The 17,970-nt window shown below is 63.6% G+C and carries 16 protein-coding genes and 3 tRNA genes; 5 read left to right on the forward strand and 14 right to left on the reverse strand.

What is annotated here, in order from left to right:
- The first annotated feature begins 3 nt into the window (after nt 1-3).
- Nucleotides 4-891, forward strand: coding sequence for a cytochrome c oxidase assembly protein (locus HV770_RS20855; RefSeq protein ID WP_175162586.1), 888 nt, complete (start codon nt 4-6; stop codon nt 889-891).
- A gap of 110 nt (nt 892-1,001) precedes the next feature.
- Here the strand turns inward: HV770_RS20855 and HV770_RS20860 are convergent, their stop codons facing one another.
- The 7 genes from HV770_RS20860 to uvrC all read right to left on the reverse strand — a co-directional run bounded on the left by HV770_RS20860 (nt 1,002) and on the right by uvrC (nt 6,737).
- Nucleotides 1,002-1,502: a GNAT family N-acetyltransferase gene (locus HV770_RS20860; protein ID WP_175162589.1), complete on the reverse strand. Its 501-nt coding sequence runs from the start codon at nt 1,500-1,502 to the stop codon at nt 1,002-1,004.
- 432 nt (nt 1,503-1,934) lie between these two features.
- Nucleotides 1,935-2,687 (reverse strand): TraB/GumN family protein, encoded by a 753-nt coding sequence (locus tag HV770_RS20865; protein ID WP_175162591.1) that lies wholly within the window; start codon nt 2,685-2,687, stop codon nt 1,935-1,937.
- A gap of 333 nt (nt 2,688-3,020) precedes the next feature.
- A tRNA-Cys gene (locus HV770_RS20870) sits at nt 3,021-3,094 on the reverse strand.
- A 113-nt stretch (nt 3,095-3,207) separates the two neighbouring features.
- Nucleotides 3,208-3,283 (reverse strand) — tRNA-Gly (locus tag HV770_RS20875).
- Nucleotides 3,284-3,347: 64 nt separating this feature from the next.
- A tRNA-Gly gene (locus HV770_RS20880) sits at nt 3,348-3,423 on the reverse strand.
- A gap of 243 nt (nt 3,424-3,666) precedes the next feature.
- Nucleotides 3,667-4,260: a CDP-diacylglycerol--glycerol-3-phosphate 3-phosphatidyltransferase gene (gene pgsA, locus HV770_RS20885; RefSeq protein WP_175162593.1), complete on the reverse strand. Its 594-nt coding sequence runs from the start codon at nt 4,258-4,260 to the stop codon at nt 3,667-3,669.
- Between the two features lie 287 nt (nt 4,261-4,547).
- Nucleotides 4,548-6,737 (reverse strand): excinuclease ABC subunit UvrC, encoded by a 2,190-nt coding sequence (gene uvrC / locus HV770_RS20890; protein ID WP_175162595.1) that lies wholly within the window; start codon nt 6,735-6,737, stop codon nt 4,548-4,550.
- Between the two features lie 269 nt (nt 6,738-7,006).
- Between uvrC and earP the strand changes: the two genes are divergently transcribed.
- The 4 genes from earP (at nt 7,007) to HV770_RS20910 (ending at nt 11,408) form a co-directional block, all read left to right on the forward strand.
- Complete coding sequence (earP, locus tag HV770_RS20895) at nt 7,007-8,212, forward strand: elongation factor P maturation arginine rhamnosyltransferase EarP (protein WP_175162597.1); 1,206 nt, start codon at nt 7,007-7,009, stop codon at nt 8,210-8,212.
- A gap of 382 nt (nt 8,213-8,594) precedes the next feature.
- A complete protein-coding gene (gene efp, locus HV770_RS20900; RefSeq protein ID WP_042322091.1) occupies nt 8,595-9,152 on the forward strand; it encodes an elongation factor P in 558 nt (185 codons plus the stop codon).
- A gap of 284 nt (nt 9,153-9,436) precedes the next feature.
- A complete protein-coding gene (locus tag HV770_RS20905) occupies nt 9,437-9,643 on the forward strand; it encodes a CsbD family protein (RefSeq protein WP_168665164.1) in 207 nt (68 codons plus the stop codon).
- Between the two features lie 388 nt (nt 9,644-10,031).
- The gene (locus HV770_RS20910) at nt 10,032-11,408 is read left to right on the forward strand and encodes a sigma-54-dependent transcriptional regulator (protein WP_175162599.1); all 1,377 of its coding nucleotides are present in this window, start codon (nt 10,032-10,034) and stop codon (nt 11,406-11,408) included.
- Nucleotides 11,409-11,521: 113 nt separating this feature from the next.
- On the opposite strand, the gene nagZ is transcribed toward HV770_RS20910, so the two are convergent.
- From nagZ to lepB, 7 genes are all read right to left on the reverse strand, one after another.
- Nucleotides 11,522-12,550 carry a beta-N-acetylhexosaminidase gene (gene nagZ, locus HV770_RS20915; protein ID WP_175162601.1) on the reverse strand — a complete coding sequence of 343 codons (1,029 nt, stop codon included), beginning with the start codon at nt 12,548-12,550 and terminating at the stop codon, nt 11,522-11,524.
- A gap of 69 nt (nt 12,551-12,619) precedes the next feature.
- Complete coding sequence (gene acpS, locus HV770_RS20920) at nt 12,620-13,060, reverse strand: holo-ACP synthase (RefSeq protein ID WP_175162603.1); 441 nt, start codon at nt 13,058-13,060, stop codon at nt 12,620-12,622.
- Between the two features lie 23 nt (nt 13,061-13,083).
- A complete protein-coding gene (gene pdxJ / locus HV770_RS20925) occupies nt 13,084-13,848 on the reverse strand; it encodes a pyridoxine 5'-phosphate synthase (protein ID WP_175162605.1) in 765 nt (254 codons plus the stop codon).
- Nucleotides 13,845-14,750, reverse strand: a complete 906-nt coding sequence (gene recO / locus HV770_RS20930) for a DNA repair protein RecO (protein WP_175162607.1) — start codon at nt 14,748-14,750, stop codon at nt 13,845-13,847. The genes pdxJ and recO overlap by 4 nt, the downstream gene beginning before the upstream one ends.
- Nucleotides 14,737-15,636 carry a GTPase Era gene (era, locus tag HV770_RS20935; RefSeq protein ID WP_175162608.1) on the reverse strand — a complete coding sequence of 300 codons (900 nt, stop codon included), beginning with the start codon at nt 15,634-15,636 and terminating at the stop codon, nt 14,737-14,739. Before era ends, recO begins: the two co-directional genes overlap by 14 nt.
- 54 nt (nt 15,637-15,690) lie before the next feature.
- Entirely contained in the window at nt 15,691-16,893 is a 1,203-nt protein-coding gene (rnc, locus tag HV770_RS20940) for a ribonuclease III (protein ID WP_175162610.1), read from the reverse strand.
- Between the two features lie 175 nt (nt 16,894-17,068).
- On the reverse strand, nt 17,069-17,962 hold the full coding sequence (gene lepB / locus HV770_RS20945; protein ID WP_175162612.1) for a signal peptidase I: 894 nt from the start codon (nt 17,960-17,962) through the stop codon (nt 17,069-17,071).
- Nucleotides 17,963-17,970 lie beyond the last annotated feature (8 nt).

Here is a 17,970-nt window from a genome sequence, read left to right on the forward strand (position 1 = left end):
GCGATGAATCTGCTCTACTGGCTCGATCCGTGGGAATTTTCGCCGACCGTCGTGATCGCGCTGCTGGTGCCGGCGGTCCTGTTCGTGCGCGGCGCGCGCCGTGCGAAGCTGTCGTTGGCGCGGCAACTTTCCTTCTGGTTCGGGCTGGTAGCGCTGTATGTCGTGCTGCATACGCGGCTCGATTATTTCTTCGAGCATGAGTTCTTCATGCATCGCTTGCAGCATCTGGTGCTGCATCACCTCGGGCCGTTCTTCATCGCGCTGTCGTATCCGGGCGCGGCGTTGCGCGCGGGCATTCCGTTCAGCTGGCGGCAGCGCTTCGTGCGGCCCGCGCTAGCGACGCCCCTCGTGCGCAAGCTGCTCGACGTGGTGATGCATCCGGTCGTCGCGGTCACGTTGTTCGTGGGGCTGATCTACTTCTGGCTGATATCGCCGATCCATTTCGTCGCGATGCTCGACTGGCGGCTCTATCGCGTGATGAACTGGAGCATGGTGATCGACGGGCTGCTGTTCTGGTGGCTCGTGCTCGATCCACGGCCGGCGCCGCCGGCGCGTTTGTCGCCCGGCAAGCGCGTGCTGGTGGTGATCGCCGCGATTCCGCCGCAGATTATCCTCGGCGCGTTCATCTTTTTCACGCCGCATGAGCTGTATCCGATCTACTCGATTTGCGGGCGCGCGTTCACGTGGCTCAGCCCGATGCGCGACCAGCAGATCGGTGGGCTGTTGCTGTGGATTCCGGGTTCGATGATGAGCGTGATCGGCGCATTGATCGCGCTGCGTCACTGGATGCGGCTGTCGGCACGCGGACGCCTGCGCGCCGAACGGCGTGCGAAGACGGCGCGGGATGTGTCCCATGCCGCGTCCGCACCGGCCGGCGGCCAGCGCGGATAGCGAGTCTGACGGCCAGTCGCATCCGAATGATCGGAGCGCAGCGAATAAGGCCGGACGATGAAGCGCGCCAGTTAACCTGCACTGGCGCTTCGCCCTTCATCGCGCCCCGCTCAGGCCGAGCGCATCCACACATGCGGAATGCCGTCGTCGTCGTGAACGTCCGAGACCGGTGCGAAGCCGAATGCGCCATAGAAACCTTGCAGATGCGCTTGCGCATGCAGACGGATCGGCGTGGTGGGCCATTGCGCGCGAATGTGCGTGAGCGAGCGTTCGAGCATCGCGTTGCCCAGACCGATACCGCGGAATGCCGCCGTGGTCAGCACACGGCCGATGCGCACGTCGGTGTCCGTGGCGTCCGGCAGCAGCACACGCAGATATCCGGCCAGTTGCGGCGCCGCTCCATCGACGCCAGGGCCGTAGGCCGACAGATGCCAGGCTTGCGCGTCGAGCCCGTCGATATCGCCATACACGCAGTTCTGTTCGACGACGAACACCGCGCTACGCGCGGCCAGCATCTCATAGACTTCGACACTCGTGAGGTCCGCGAAGGTTTTCCAACGCCATTCGAGTTGGGCGAGCCGCGTGGCGGCGGTGTGCTGCGATTCAGTCATCGGATGCTTTCAGAAAGGAGGCGCCGCTGCGCGGGCATTAATCCGCAATTATGCCGCGCTGGCCGGCCGTCAGCCACGCAACCGCGCAGCCGTGCGGCCACAGCGCGCATCAACCGCGCGGCATAGCACGCGCCTTCGACGCCTGCTTATGGCTGTACATCGCCGCGTCGGCCGCAGCGAGCAATTCGGCAATCGATACGTGGTGAGCCCGAATCGTAGGCCGTCTGCCCCGCGCTATAGCGGATCTGATAACCGCGTCGCGCTTTAGCATTGCGCGCGTCGAGCAACTGCGTGAGACGCTGCGTCACTTGCTCTTGCGTGGCCAGTGTATAGCGGCATTCTTCAGGTGGGATTGAGCGAGGCCGTCAGAGTGCCGGTCTGAGGTGCCATTGCGGCGGCGCACCGGCAAGCCGCAGCCGAGTCTTCACGCGCTCAGAAGACCGCTTCGACAGGCTGCGCGAGACACTCGATCAGATTGCCGGGGCCGCACAGATGCAGCGCGCCGACCACCACCAGGGTGCGCTCGCGCTGTGGCAGGATGATGTTCTTCAACCGCTGCGCCCATGCGCGATTGCGCGCGTCGAGAATGGCGTGACGGATGCCCGGCAGATTGAACATCGGCGATTCGACGGCAATCTGCTGCACCGCTTGCAGATCGCCCTCCAGCCACGCCGCGTGCATCCGTTCGAGCGTGCGTTGCGGTTCATCGCGATCGGCCACGAGCAAGTCGAGCGCCGCGCCGATGGCATCCAGCGGAATCGATTCGAGCAATGCTGCCACTTCCCCCGCGGTCTCGAGATAGCGATACGGCTTGGCTTGCGCAATCGCGGAGCGCAGCATGCGCGGCTCGACACCTTCGACGACCTGTTGGAACAGTGTCGGCGCGACCACCAGCGCGGCCCACGGACGCAGTTCGACTAACGGCGCCACAGGGCCATCGACGGGCCACAGCGCTTGCAGTTGCGCCCAGGCGTCCACGGACATCAAGGGCTGCAATCGAGCGGCGCCGCTTTGTGGCTCGGTCTTCAGGAACGGCAGGATGGTCGGCGGGTCGGATTCGAAGACCAGCGCTTCGGCCCAGTCATAGCCTTCAGCGACCCAGGGCGGTGTTCTACGGCTCGTCGTGGGAAACAGATGCATCGAGCCGAGCAGGCGCACGTTGGTGCCGATGAGTCGTAGGTACATGCGGCCTCGGAGTGAACGGGCAATGACGCAGCAATGCGCGCGGTTCTGCGATTCAGTTGGTTACGTGCGGCGTGCTGAGCAGGTGCGGAGCGAACTGCTGATGCAGTTGTTGCCACGCGAATGACGAATTGTGCGTCATAACCGTCGCGATGAGGGACACGCAGCGTATCGGCTTTGCTTGCGGGCATCTGCGGACAGCAGATGCTTCGTGAACAGCGCGGCACGGCAATCGATCGGGCCGGTTATCTTTTTGGAATTGACAACGAGCGCGTGAAATTCGCCGCAGAAAAAGAAAAGCCCCGACGAGTCGGGGCTTTTCTTTACATCAACTACTGGAGGCGCGAGCCGGAGTCGAACCGGCCTAAACGGCTTTGCAGGCCGCTGCATAACCGCTTTGCTATCGCGCCGCAAGCGGACTGGAACCTAGCTGCAGGCTCGCAGATTTGTCTGTTGGACGATCAGAACCTTCAGAACGATCAGCCCATCAAACAAAAAGGGAAGCGTTGCTTCCCCTTATGTATGGAGCGGGAGACGAGGCTCGAACTCGCGACCTCAACCTTGGCAAGGTTGCGCTCTACCAACTGAGCTACTCCCGCATTGCGCTGCTTCACAACGCGCTGGATTTTTTACTACGCCAAACAGCGCGGTGCTTCAAAAAATTGGAGCGGGAGACGAGGCTCGAACTCGCGACCTCAACCTTGGCAAGGTTGCGCTCTACCAACTGAGCTACTCCCGCGTTGTACTTCTACTACTTGCTGCTAAATACTGCCTTATTGACTGCAACTACTCTCTTATTTCGTCCGTCGCTTCAAACTGCGTGCATCGGAGAAACGAGATTATGGAGAAACGACCGATGGGTGTCAACCCCTTTTGCGAATGTCTTTAATAAAAGTTGTCGCTCATGCGCAGGCCATGTTCGCGGCGAGGTTTTAACGCGCTTTCGCGTGCCTCACGCGCGCCGTCGACACGCGCATCACCATCAAGCAATACCGCCTCTTTCACGAATCTGCGGCCACGCGAGCTTCATGTAGTAGAGCATCGACCAGATCGTCAGGAACGCGGCCAGATAGATCAGCCATAGGCCCCACACACGCGTGTCGACCGTCACGCCGGCACCGAACGGCAACGGGCCGTAGAACAGCAGCATGGGAATCGCGATCATCTGACAGGCGGTCTTGAACTTGCCGAGCGAATTCACCGCGACGCTCTTCGACGCGCCGATCTGCGCCATCCACTCGCGCAACGCCGAGATCGCGATTTCGCGTCCGACGATTACGAGCGCAATCGCCGAATCGATCCGCGCGAGTTGCACGAGCACCAGCAGTGCGGCCGTCACCATCAGTTTGTCGGCGACCGGATCGAGAAACGCGCCGAACGCCGAAGTCTGATTCCACTTGCGGGCCAGATAGCCGTCGAACCAGTCGGTGAGCGCCGCCAGAATGAAGATGGTCGCGGCGGCCAGATTGCGGTGCGCGGGACTCATCATCATGTCGGGCAAATAGAACACGCCGACGACGAGCGGAATCAGGACGATCCGCAGCCAGGTCAGGAATATCGGGAAATTAAACGGCATGGGCAGGCGCAGCGTCTGACGAGTGAGATGCAATTGTGCCGTGTCACAGGGCCTGCCACAAGCAAAGCGGCGCGCGGGCGTGGGCACGCGGGCCGGTGGGTGGCGCTGCCCGGGCGCGAATTGGGGATTGACTGATCGCGGACCGGGCGCGGACTCGCGGCTAACGGGTCGCAGCCCCGTCGCTCGTTGGTCGCTCGCTGGTCGCTCGTTGGTCGCGCGTTGACCCGCTCATCGGCCACAGGCCGACCGCGCCTTGCCCAACAAGCGGGCCGCCCGCCGCGCCAGCTTCAATGCAATTGCCGGTAAATCTGCTCGGCCAACGCCTGCGAAATGCCTTCGACGCTCGCCAGATCCTCGACGCTCGCAGCCACCACGCCGCGCAAGCCGCCGAACCGCGCGAGCAGCCGTTGACGCCGTTTCGCGCCCACCCCTTCGAGTTCTTCGAGCCGCGAAGTCTGGCGCGTCTTGGCGCGCTTCGCGCGCATGCCGGTGATCGCGAAGCGGTGCGCTTCGTCGCGAATCTGCGCGACCAGCATCAGCGCGGCGCTTTCCTTGCCGAGTTCGAGCGGCGCGCGGTCATCGGCGAAGATCAGGGTTTCGAGGCCGACCTTGCGGCCCTCGCCCTTCGCGACGCCGACCAGCATGCCGGTATCGAGGCCCAGTTCGGTGAACACCTGGCGCGCGATCTCGACCTGCCCCTTGCCGCCGTCGATCAGCACGAGGGTCGGCAGAATGCCGCCGGCCGCCGCCGGTTCCGCGGCATCCGTCGCGAGCGATGAATCGGCCGGCGCTTCGCCTTGCAATTCAGCGGCTTCGTCGGCGGCATTCGCGGCGGCTTGCGCGACCATCTTCTCGTAGCGGCGCGTGAGCACCTGGCGCATCGCCGCGTAGTCGTCGCCGGGCGTGATGCCGGTGATGTTGTAGCGGCGGTATTCGGACGACTGCATCTTGTGATGGTGATACACCACGCACGACGCCTGGGTCGCCTCGCCCATCGTATGGCTGATGTCGAAGCACTCGATGCGCAAATGCGCGAGGTCGTCGCATTCCATGCCGAGTGTGTCGGTCAGCGCGCGCGTGCGGGCCTGTTGCGAGCCCTGCTCGGACAGCAGACGGGCGAGCGCGAGCCGCGCATTCTGCTCGGCCATCGCGAGCCATGCGCGCCGCTGACCTTGCGGTTGACGCAGCACGGTCACCTTGTGACCGGCTTGCTCGATCAGCACGTCGACCAGTTCGCGCGTGGCCGGCGCGTGGCTGACCACGAGCACGGGCGGCACGCGATTGCCCAGGTAGTGCTGCGCGATGAACGCTTCGAGCACTTCGGATTCGATCCCGCCGGACGCGCGGCCTTTGCGCGGTTTCGACGCTTCGGAGACGGTGGCGTTGGCGTTGGCGTCTTCTTCTTCAGCCTCTTCGTCTTCCGGGGGCATGTCCTGCGCAATCGCGAGGGCATCGGCATCGACATCGGCCATATCGGCGGATTCGGCGTCGCCGTTCGCGCTCTGTTGCGCTGTCAGGGGCGCTGTCAGGGCAACGCCGCCCAGCGCCTCATGCTCGCCGCCCTCTTCGAGCCCGCCCTCGTCCGCCGTCAGCGCACTTTCCACGTGTGCGGGGAAATACGCCTTGTCGCCCAGGTGCCGTCCTCCGCGCACCATCGCGAGATTCACGCAGACCCGCCCGCCCAGCGCGACCACCGCGAGAATGTCGACGTCACTATCGCTGCCGACTTCGATCGCCTGCTGATGCAGCACCGTCGACAGCGAACTCATCTGATTACGCACCGCCGCGGCCTGCTCGAACTTCAGCTCGCTCGCGAACGCGTGCATCTTCTGCTCGAGCTCTTTCATCACTTCGCCCTGACGGCCGAGCAGGAAGCGCGACGCATTGGCGACGTCGCGCGCGTAATCCTCTTCGCTGATATTCGCGACACACGGCGCCGTGCAGCGGCCGATCTGATGCAGCAGGCAAGGGCGCGTGCGGTTGTTGAACACGGAGTCTTCGCAGGTGCGCAACTGGAACACCCGCTGCAGGATCTGGATGCTCTCGCGCACCGCCCACGCGCTCGGAAACGGCCCGAAGTACTGATTCTTGCGATCCACCGAACCTCGGTAATACGCCATGCGCGGAAACTTGTGGCCGGTCAGCTTGAGGTACGGGTACGACTTGTCGTCGCGAAACAGAATGTTGTAGCGCGGCGCGAGCGCCTTGATCAGATTGTTTTCGAGCAGTAGCGCTTCAGCCTCGGAGCGCGTGACGGTCGTCTCGATGCGCACGATGCGCGTGACCATCATCGCGATACGCGGCGACAGTTGCGTCTTCGTGAAGTAGCTCGACACGCGCTTCTTGAGATCGCGCGCCTTGCCCACGTACAGCACGGCGCCGTGCGTATCGTAATAACGATAGACGCCCGGCAGATGCGGCAGTTGGGCGAGCACTTTTTTCGGCTCGAAAGCGTCGGTTGCTTCGGGTTCGGTCATGCGGGATCGATTGGGTGGGACTGTCTCGCGGGGCCTTGCATCGTGTGGCGCGCGCTCGCCTGAAACGGGCGCGCGCAATCGTGGCCAAGGCTTTAGAATCGCCAGTTTAGAACATTCCGCGTACGTTCGAGCCCTGCCATGCGCCGACCGCGGCAGCGCTCCGGCGCAAGCCGGGGGCGGTGCGACGCAGTGTGCGGCGTTCGCGGGATCGTCCTTCGCGCCCTTCGCGTCAGCCGCGCCCATCGTTCGAATCCGCCACCCAGGCCGCCATGTCCTCCGTTCCGCCCGCCTCCGAACAGACCACCGCCGCCTCCTCTGGCTCCTCCACCGCGATCGCCTGTGACATTTTTTGCGCGGTAATCGACAATTTCGGCGACATCGGCGTGTGCTGGCGCCTCGCGCGCCAACTCGCGAGCGAGCACGGCTGGCAGGTGCGCGTGTTCGTCGACGATCTGCACGCGTTCCAGAAGCTGTGCCCGTCGCTGGCGCTGGACCGCGCGCGGCAGACAGTCGGCGGGATCGTCGTCGAACATTGGCACGAGCCGGCCCATGCGGGCGACACGCTCGAAGTGGCCGATGTGGTGATCGAGGCCTTCGGTTGCGAACTGCCGCCGATTTACGTCGCCGCGATGACCGAACGCGCGCGCGCGCCAGTCTGGTTCAACCTCGAATATCTAAGCGCGGAAGACTGGGTCGCGGATTTTCATCTGCGCCTCTCACCCCATCCGCGCCATGCGCTGACCAAAACGTTCTTCTTCCCGGGGCTCGGCCCCGGCACGGGCGGCGTGCTGAAAGAACGCCATCTCGACGCCGCGCGCGCGGCCTTCGAGGTATCGCCCGCAGCGCGCGAAGCATGGTGGCGGCAAACCACCGGCCACGCGCCGCCGCCCGCCACGGCGACCGTCGTCTCGCTATTCGCATACGAAAACCCCGCCGTCGACGGTCTGCTCGAACAATGGCGCGACAACCCCGCGCCGATCGTGCTGCTAGTGCCGGAAGGCCGTATTTCCGGCGCGATCGCGCGCTTTTTCGATTTGCCCTCGTTCACCGGCGGCTCGCACGCAAGCCGTGGCAACCTCACCGCGCATGCGCTGGCCTTCACCGCGCAAGCCGGCTACGACGCGCTGCTGTGGGCGAGCGACATTAATTTCGTGCGCGGCGAAGACTCGTTCGTGCGCGCCCAGTGGGCGGCGAAACCGTTCGTCTGGCACATCTATCCGCAAGCCGACGCGGCCCATCTGCCGAAGCTCGACGCCGCGCTCGCGCACTACGCGCGCACGCTGCCCGCCGATGCCCGCGACGCCCTCGCGCGCTTCTGGCACGCATGGAACGGCGCAGGCCGCCCGGACTGGGCGGAATTCCAGCGTCACGGCCCGGCACTGCAACGGCGCGCGGCGCAATGGGCCGGCGAACTCGCCCAAGTGGGCGACCTTGCCGGAAATCTGGCCTTGTTCGCAAAAACTCAGTTAAAATAAGCGGTTATCCAACGGCCGACGACGCAAGCGCGGCCCGATCGCAACGACGAACCCCGCATCGAAAGGTGTCAGACGCGCTCCAACCTTCGGGTCAATGGCGCAAAAGTCAAAAAAGGGCCGTATGTTGTCGTTCGGCGCCACTCGTGTGCACGCCCGCACCGGGTAAAAAAGCAGGTAACGGATTGTTGGGGATGGCCGGAATCAACGGGCTGCGCGATGCGGCTTGGCCTCCGGTTCCCATGGCAAGCCGGCCACGCTTCCCACATTGGCTTCCGGCCGCCGCTTTCATGCGGTGCGGCGCGCAATGAGTGAAGCGCCGAAGCCGCTTGCGCCGTATGCCGTTGAGCAAAGTTGAGCTACTTATTTCGTACAGGACAGTTTTATGAAGACCGCACAGGAACTCCGCACCGGCAACGTCGTGATGATCGGCGCAGACGCAATGGTCGTGCAAAAGGCCGAATACAACAAATCGGGCCGTAACTCCGCCGTCGTCAAGATGAAGTTCAAGAACCTGCTGACCGGCGCAGGCATGGAAAGCGTATACAAGGCAGACGACAAGTTCGACGTCGTCGTGCTGGAACGCAAGGAAGTGACGTACTCGTACTTCGCCGACCCGATGTACGTGTTCATGGACGCCGACTACAACCAGTTCGAAGTCGAAAGCGAAATGATGGGCGACGCCCTTCATTACCTTGAAGACGGCATGGCTTGCGAAGTCGTGTTCTACAACGAGAAGGCCATCTCGGTCGAACTGCCGACCACGCTGGTCCGCGAAATCATCTATACGGAACCGGCTGTCAAGGGCGATACGTCGTCGGGCAAGGTGCTGAAGAACGCGAAGCTGACCACCGGCTTCGAACTGCAAGTGCCGCTCTTCTGCAACATCGGCGACAAGATCGAAATCGACACGCGCACGCACGAGTACCGCAGCCGCGCTTAAAGCGCCTGCGCGCCTGAATCCAGCGCCGGCGCAACGCCCGCGCTGCGAAAAAAAATGGAAAGAAAAAGCGCCCGATTTGGGCGCTTTTTCTTTTCTGCAACGCCGTGTATGGTTGAGGAAAACTTTACCGGCAAGCTTCTCCAAATTGCCGCCCCACCTTCCCCGATCCCTCCGCCCATCGGCGGACAAATCATTGATAAATTTAAGTAAATGTTCGTGGCACAGTCCCTGCTTATCGTGACGTATGCCAAGACGGCTTATTTTTCTTCACCCGGGAGAGCGCCATGAATAACGACATTGCTGAAGGCAAGTGGAAACAGATGGTCGGCAAGGCGAAGACGGCATGGGGCGAATTGACAGACGACGAATTGACCAAGGCCGAAGGCCGCGCCGACAAGCTCGCCGGTCTGATCCAGGAACGCTACGGTAAAACCCGCGAAGAGGCGGAACTCGAGGTGCGGCGGTTTTTCGATAGCAACCGGGATTTCTGACAGAACGGATGAAAGAACTACAGACGAACGCCTCGCCTGCGCCAGTCGGCGCGGGACGGGCGTCGCCGTGATAAGTCAAAGGACCAGAACTTCGTGAGTCGAATCGTTGCCTGTCGCGCCCGGCCGGTTGCAGCAATGCCCCGCACGGCCGGAGCCGCGCTCACACCGCTTATGTACCCGGCAGCCGCCCGACGAGGTTGCTCGCCGGGCTTGGTGCGCGGGCGGCATGAGCGCGACCGACCGGTACTGGCAGCATTTGCCACCCTTGAACGACTTCGGCATCCGACCGCCCTGCGTCCCGGCCAGCCATCGCTCCCCTATCGCGCGCCAATCGAAGCAGCGGCGCAACGCAGCGGGTATTCCATCCATCCAAAAAATTGCGCTCGCTATGCCACACGCCCTGATTGTTGAAGACGATCCCAATAGCCTGTCCGGCCTGTCCGCTATCCTCGCCGCCGACGGCTTCTCCGTCGACACCGCGACAACCATCGCCGAGGCCCGGGCGGCGCTGACGCGCTTCATTCCCGACGTCGTGCTGGTCGACCTGAATCTGCCGGACGGCAGCGGTCTCGACGTGCTGCAGCATCTGCCCGCGCATCCGCCAGGCGGCGCATTGCCCGTGATCGTGATGACCGGCAATGCGACGGTCGAGAGCGCGATCGAGGGACTGCGCCACGGCATTTGGGACTACCTGCTTAAGCCGGTCAATATTCCGCGCTTGCGCAGCCTGCTCGCGCGCATTCCGCGTCCGTACGAACTGACCGAGGAAGTGCAGACCTTGCGTGCATCGTTGCGCCAGCTCGGCCGCTTCGGCTCGATGCTCGGCCGCAGCGGCGAGATTCAGCACGTGTACGACATGATCGAACATATCGCGCCCACCGAAGCGGCCGTGCTGATTTGCGGCGAAACCGGCACCGGCAAGCAGGTCGCGGCGCGCACGCTGCATGACATGAGCCGGCGCCGCAAAGGTCCGTTCGTCACGCTGGACGTGCGCGGTGCGGGCGGCGGCGTGCATCGCTCGCTCGACAGCCTGCTGTTCGGTCACGAACGCGGCACGTTCGGCGCGGCCGAGCAGCGCGAGCCGGGCCTGTTCGAGCAGGCGAGCGGAGGCACGCTGTTCATCGACGAAATCGCGGAACTGCCGCGCGCGCAACAGGAAGCGTTGCTGCGCGCGCTCGACTCGCAGACCTTCATGCGCGTCGGCGGCACCAATCAGGTCGCGACCGACTTTCGCCTCATCGCCTCGACGCGCAAGCCGCCGCGTGCGGCGGTGGCCGACGGTACGCTGCTTCAGGATCTGGCGTTGCGACTCGAAGCCGCCGCGGTGATCCTGCCGCCTCTGCGCGAACGCGGCGCAGATCCGTCGCTGATCGCTCAGGCGGTGGTGGACGAGTTGAATCTCGAAGCGGCCGCACGCGGCACGACCGAGGGTGCCAAGCAGATCGGGCCGAATTTCCTGCGCGAGTGTCTCGCGTACGAATGGCCGGGCAATGTGCGCGAATTGCAGGACCGGGTGCGGCGGGCGTATTACGCGTCAGGTGAAGTACTGGAGTCGTTGCGCGCCGACGAGGGCTTGGCGAACGGCCGCGATCTGAACGGCAGCCGCGTGCAGGTCACCGTCGGCACGCCGCTCGCGGACGTCGAGGAAATGCTGATTCGCGCGACGCTCGACGCGGTCGGCGGGACGCGTCACCGTGCGGCGTCGCTGCTGGGCATCAGTCCAAAGACGCTGTACAACAAGCTGCAGCGCATGCGCTTGAACTGAGTTCGACAACCGCTCGCGGCTGGCCGCAACCGATAAAAAACGGCGCCTTGATTGAAAATCAAAGGCGCCGTTTTTCGTCGATTCGCCGGCAGGATTCGCGCAGCCTCGACGCTTTAGGCGAACGCGCTGCGCAGCAACGCCTGCGCCTCCAGATATTGCGGCTCGGCAACCAGCTTGCTCCACGTCAGCGCCTTGCCGCGCGGCCGCATGCGCTTCAGACGTCGTCGCGATTCCTTCGACGGCGTGAAACGCAACGCATCCAGCACCTTCTCCGCCTCGTCCGGCTGATTGCAGATCAGCACCATGTCGCAACCGGCGTTGAGCGCCGCGCTCGCGCCTTCGGTCAGCGTGCCGCCTTGGCGCGCGGCCTCCATCGACAGGTCGTCGCTGAAAATCGCGCCTTCGAAGCGCAGCTTCTTGCGCAGAACGTCTTGCAGCCAGACGCGGGAAAAACCCGCCGGCTTCGAATCGACCTGCGGATAGACCACATGCGCGGGCAGCACCGATCCCAACGACAAGCCGAGCCAGTCATAGGGCGCCACGTCGTCGCGCAGGATTTCGTCGAGCGGACGATCGTCGACGGGCATCGCGACGTGCGAGTCCGCGTGCGCAAAACCATGCCCCGGAAAGTGCTTGCCGCAATTGCTCATGCCGGCCAGTGCGAGGCCGTGATTCAGACTTTTCGCGAGCAGGGCCACGACGCGCGGATCGCGATGGAACGAACGATCGCCGATCACTTGCGATTGCCCGTAGTTCAGATCGAGCACCGGCGTAAAGCTCATGTCGACGCCGCACGCACGCAATTCCGCCGCGAGGATGTAGCCGACCGCGGTCGTCACTTTGGTGGCGTGCAGCACGTCGCTGTCCCACAGCGCGCCGAGCTTGCCCATCGAGGGCAGCACGGTGAAGCCGTCGGTGCGAAAGCGCTGCACACGGCCGCCTTCGTGATCGACGGCGATCAGCAAGTCCTGGCGGACCGCGCGAATCTCCTCGGTCAGCGCGATCAGTTGCGCGCGGCTTTCATAGTGGCGTGCGAACAGGATCACGCCGCCGGTCATCGGATGGGCAAGGCGGCGCTTGTCGTCGTCGTTCAGCGTTTTGCCGACGACGTCGAGCATCACCGGTCCGGGAGTGGTTTTCATCGAATTCCGCGAGAAGGAAGCGTTGAGCAAGGATAGACGCGGCCGGCGCGGGCCGCGCTCAGCGTATGTTTATCCGGCGGCGAGCGGCGTGGCCGGAGCATCCGCCCGACCTGCCTGCGTCGTTTCCGCGATCACGAACGACACCGCGTAATCACGCTCGTCGCTAATCGTGACGCGCGCCGTGATGCCGCGTGCGTCGAGCCAGTCGGCCAGTTCGCCAGACGCCACCACCATCGGCTCGCCGCTTGGCTTGTTGAGCGTTTGCAAGGCGCGCCAGGTCATCGGCCAGTGCATGCCGAGGCCGATCGCTTTCGAGAACGCTTCTTTCGCCGAAAACCGCGTGGCGAGAAACGCGAGACCGCGCGCCGCCGAGCGAGCATGGCGCGCGTGATAGATGCGCAGCTCGTCCGGGCCGAGCACCTTCTCCGCGAAGCGGCCACCGGTGCGCGTCATCACCGCGGCTATGCGGCTGACCTGAACGATGTCGGTGCCGATGCCATAGATCGCCATGTGCGAGTCCGCCCCGGGCCGCATCAGCCGCGCGCGCCGAGACGCGCGGCAACCATGATCGCCTTCATCTCGCGCACCGCGTTGTCCCAGCCGGCGAAGAGCGCGTGCGCGACGATCGCATGGCCGATGTTCAGTTCGACGATTCCGTCGATCGCCGCGATCTGCTGCACGTTGGTGTAGTGCAAGCCATGGCCCGCGTTGACCTTGATGCCGAGCGTCATGCCGAATTCGACCGCACGCACCACGCGCTCGTATTCGCGCTGCTGTTCGGCGGGGTCGTGCGCTTCCGCGTAACGGCCCGTATGCAGTTCGATCACCGGCGCGCCCGCTTCATGCGCGGCGCGAATCTGCGTTTCGTCGGGATCGATGAAGAGCGATACGCGTGAGTTCGCGTCAGCGAGTTGTTTGCAGGCGGCACGCACCGCTTCGAACTGGCCGGCGACGTCGAGGCCGCCTTCGGTCGTCAGCTCCGCGCGCTTTTCCGGCACGAGACACACGTCATGCGGCTGCACTTCGCAGGCAATGTCGAGCATCTCCTGCGTGACCGCGCACTCGAGATTCATCCGTGTCTTCAGCAGCGGACGCAGCTTGCGCACGTCGGCGTCGACGATATGCCGGCGGTCTTCGCGCAGATGCAGCGTAATCACATCCGCGCCGGCCTCCTCGGCCATCAGCGCCGCGCGGATCGGATCGGGGTAGGACGTGCCGCGCGCATTGCGCAGCGTGGCGACGTGATCGATGTTCACGCCCAGGTCAATGACAGTCGGCGACGTAAGAAAGAAGCTCATAAGTTCTGCAAGTCGATCAGGATCTGGCGCGTCGCGAGCGGCGTGCCGCCAAGGTAAGTGTTGAGCAGGAAGCGCATCAGCGTTTTGCTTTGCGCCACGGTCTGCGCTCGATGGTAATCGTCCTGTTCCATATCGAGCAAGGTCTGTCCGGCGACGACCGGCCATTGCACGGGCCAGTCGTCGGACGCTTCGCGCACGCCGCGCTCCGGATCGAACACATAGCGCCCCTCGGGCAGCACGGCTTTACGCGCGACGGTACGATCGAGCGACATCGCGTAACCGGTCTCGCGCAGCAGCACGCGTTCGAACGAGCGCAGCACCTGCACGGGCGGCTCGTCGTGCGCGAGACGCGTCATCGTGACGACGTAGTGATGGAACAGTTGGGGATGCGGGTCCTCGCGCGCGCAGAATTTGACCAGCAGTTCGTTGACGTAGAAACCGCAGAGCAACGCGTCGCCGGTCAACGGCAGCATGCCGCCAACCCATTCGGCACCGGTCAGCGTGCGCACTTCGGATTTGCCCGACCACGACAGCGCGAGCGGCTGGAAGGTCTGCAACACGCCGCGCAGCGCGGAATGCGGACGCTTTGCGCCCTTCGCGACGAGCGCGAGCCGGCCGTGGTCGCGCGACAGCACGTCGATGATCAGACTGGTCTCGCGATACGGATAACTATGGAGAACGAAAGCGGGCTGCTCCGCGATCCGGTATTGGGAAGCGGAGGTGCGCGGCGCGCGGGTCGGCGCTTTGCCCGGCTCGCCTTCGGCGCCCTCGGCGCTTTTGCTGGAAGATTTTTTGGCGCTACCACGCGCCGGTTTCGACGGCTCGCGCGCCGGCGCGGCCGGTTGCGGCTCGTCCGGCGCTGCGGCCGAATTCAGCGTCATCCACGCGTCATTCGTACCCATACGCACGAAGTCCGGCTTCGTTGTCGGCCCAGCCGCTCTTCACCTTGATGAAGGTTTCCAGATAGACCGGTCCGTCGAACAGCTTTTCCATGTCGAGACGCGCTTCGGTGCTGATCTGCTTCAGCTTGGCGCCCTTCTGGCCGATGATCATCGCCTTGTGCATGTCACGGTCGACCATGATGGTCGCGAAAATACGGCGCAGGCGGCCTTCGGTTTCGAACTTGTCGATCAGCACGGTACTCGTGTACGGCAGTTCGTCGCCGGTCCAGCGGAACACTTTCTCGCGCAGGATTTCCGCGGCGAGGAAACGCTCGCTGCGATCGGTCAGGTCGTCTTCGCCGTAGATCGGCGCGCCTTCCGGCAGGAACGGCTTGACGGTTGCCATCAAGCGCTTGATGTCGTCGGGATGCTTGGCCGACAGCGGTACGATCTCGTTGAACTGGCGCAATGCGCTGACCTGCTGCATGAACGGGTACAGCGTGTCTTTATCCGAGACGCGGTCGAGCTTGTTCGCGATCAGCAGCGTCGGCACCGACGGCGGGATCAGATCGAGCACCTTCTGGTCATCCGCGCCGAAGCGGCCGGCTTCGATCACGAACAGAATTGCGTCGACGGAGGTCAGCGTGGAGGTGACCGCGCGATTGAGCGAGCGGTTCAGCGCGCCGCTGTGCTTGGTCTGAAAACCCGGCGTGTCGACGAAGATGTACTGCGCGTCTTCGAGCGTGTGAATGCCGGTGATGCGATGGCGCGTGGTCTGCGCCTTGCGCGACGTGATACTGACTTTCTGGCCGACCAGCGCGTTCATCAACGTGGACTTGCCGACGTTAGGGCGGCCGACGATCGCGACCATGCCGCAGCGAAAACCAGTGGGAGTGGGAGCGTTCATATTCAGGCTACGGCAAGTTCAGAGCGGCACGCGGAAATGGCGCGCCGAGGGCAATCAATGGCCCGCATCGGCGACGCGCGTTTGCACCGCGTCGGCTACGCCGGGTTCGTGTTCGGTGGGTGCCGGCTGCGCCGCTGGCGCGGATACGGCGGCAGTACCGGGTGTGGCTTCGCGACCGCGTTGCCGGTCTGCGTGGCGAGCGGAGACGGTGTCGGCTTTGCCGTCGGCCGGCTTATCGGCGGTTTTCTCGTTCGGATGCGTGCTCGCCTTGTCCGATTTCTCGGCCTTCTCGGCGCGCTCGACTTTGTCCTGCGCGCTGTATTCGACATGCGCGGCACGAATAACGGCGAGCGGCGCGCCAGTGGCAGTCAGTATGGATCGTTCGGCAGCGGGCTTTTCGACGGCGGACTCCGCAGCGGCAGCCGCGCGCGGCTCGCCCCGCGCTGCGCCGCGTTCGCCCTTACGCTCCGGGCTGCGCAAATCCAGCGCAGCCTGAACACCGGTCACGCCCGGCACAATCTCCGGCTCGGCGTTTTTTGCTGCACGCGCGCCCTTCGAACGCTTGGGCTTGGCGACGACGGCGGGCGCCGCCGCCATCACTTCGTCGAGCGCCTTCTTGGCGGCCGCCTGCTCTGCCGCACGGCGGCTCGCGCCTGAACCGGACACTTTTACGTCCAACTTCGGTACCGTGCATTCGACTTCGAATTGCTGATTGTGCGCCGCACCATGCGTAGCGACGACGGTGTAGGTCGGCAGCGCGATCTTGTGGCCCTGCAGATACTCCTGCAGCAACGTCTTCGCGTCTTTGCCGAGCGTGCGCGGGTCGATGTGATCGAGAATCGGCACGTAGAGGCGCTTGATGACCGTCTGTGCGGCGTCGAAGCCCCCGTCGAGAAACACCGCGCCCAGCACCGCTTCCAGCGTGTCGGCGAGAATCGACGGCCGCCGGAAGCCGCCGCTGCGCAGCTCGCCTTCGCCGAGCCGCAAGCCTTCTGAAATATTGAGCGCCTGGGCGATTTCGTAAAGCGACTGCTGCTTCACCAGATTGGCGCGAACGCGCGACAGATCGCCCTCGTCCAGTTTGCCGAAACGTTGGAACAAAAGCGCAGCCACCGCGCAATTCAGAACGGAGTCGCCGAGAAACTCGAGCCGTTCGTTATGCGTGGAACTATGACTACGGTGCGTTAAAGCCTGGCGCAGCAATTCCGCATTGCGAAATTCGTAGCGCAGTCGGCTTTCCAACGGAGATAGGGGCATGGGCAGAGTATAACGCGGGTGCCTGACCCGGCGAAAACGCGGGGTGGCCAGCGGAAAAAGCGTGGTGAAGTGACGTTACCGCGGGTTCTTAAAGTAGCGTGCTAACACGCCGCGAGTGATGTGACCGATATGCCGGTCATCAGCGCGGCGTGTCGTGCGATCGACGCAAAAGAACTCAGTGGAATGAGCCGATGCGTTTCAAATCGCTGAAGTTCATCCAGATAAAAAATGCGCGGCCAACGATATTGTGGTTCGGCACAAAACCCCAGTAACGGCTGTCCGCACTGTTATCGCGGTTGTCGCCCATCATGAAGTAATTGCCCGGCGGCACTTTGCAAATCACGCCGCGTGCGTTGTACGTGCAGTTGTCGCGATAAGGAAAATCTTCGGCACCCACAATGAACGGCGGCACGGCCGGATTGTTCAGCACCGCGTTCTTGCGGCCGTCGAGATCTTCTTCGAATTGTTTCGCGTAACCGAGGCGCTCTTCGTCGAGATAATCGGGCAGCGGCGTTTCGGGCACCGGCTTGCCGTTGACCGTGAGCTTCTTGTCCTGATACTCGACCACGTCGCCCGGCAGACCGATCACGCGCTTGATGTAGTCGACCGATTCGTCTTTCGGATAACGGAACACCACCACGTCGCCACGCGTGAGCGGACTGCCCTGGGTGACCTGCGTATTGATGATCGGCAGACGGATGCCGTATTCGAATTTATTGACGAGGATGAAGTCGCCCACCAGCAGCGTCGGCACCATCGAGCCAGACGGAATCTTGAATGGCTCGACTACGAACGAGCGCACGACGAACACCACCAGAATCACCGGAAAGAAGCTCGCCGAATACTCGAGCCACCACGGCTGACGCAGCTTGTCATCACGCAGACGCGCACGCGTTTGCGCTGCGTTTTCATCGGCGAAACGCTCGCCGATGCGTGCTTGCTGACTGTCGAACTCAGCGACCGCGGCTTGCGCCGCGCGGCGCCGTTGCGGCAGAAAAACCAGTTTGTCCGCGACCCATGCGACGCCCGTCAAAATGACGAGCACAAAAAGAATCAGCGCAAAATTCATAGCGTTCC

The organism is Paraburkholderia fynbosensis, assembly GCF_902859935.1.
Lineage (GTDB): Bacteria > Pseudomonadota > Gammaproteobacteria > Burkholderiales > Burkholderiaceae > Paraburkholderia > Paraburkholderia fynbosensis.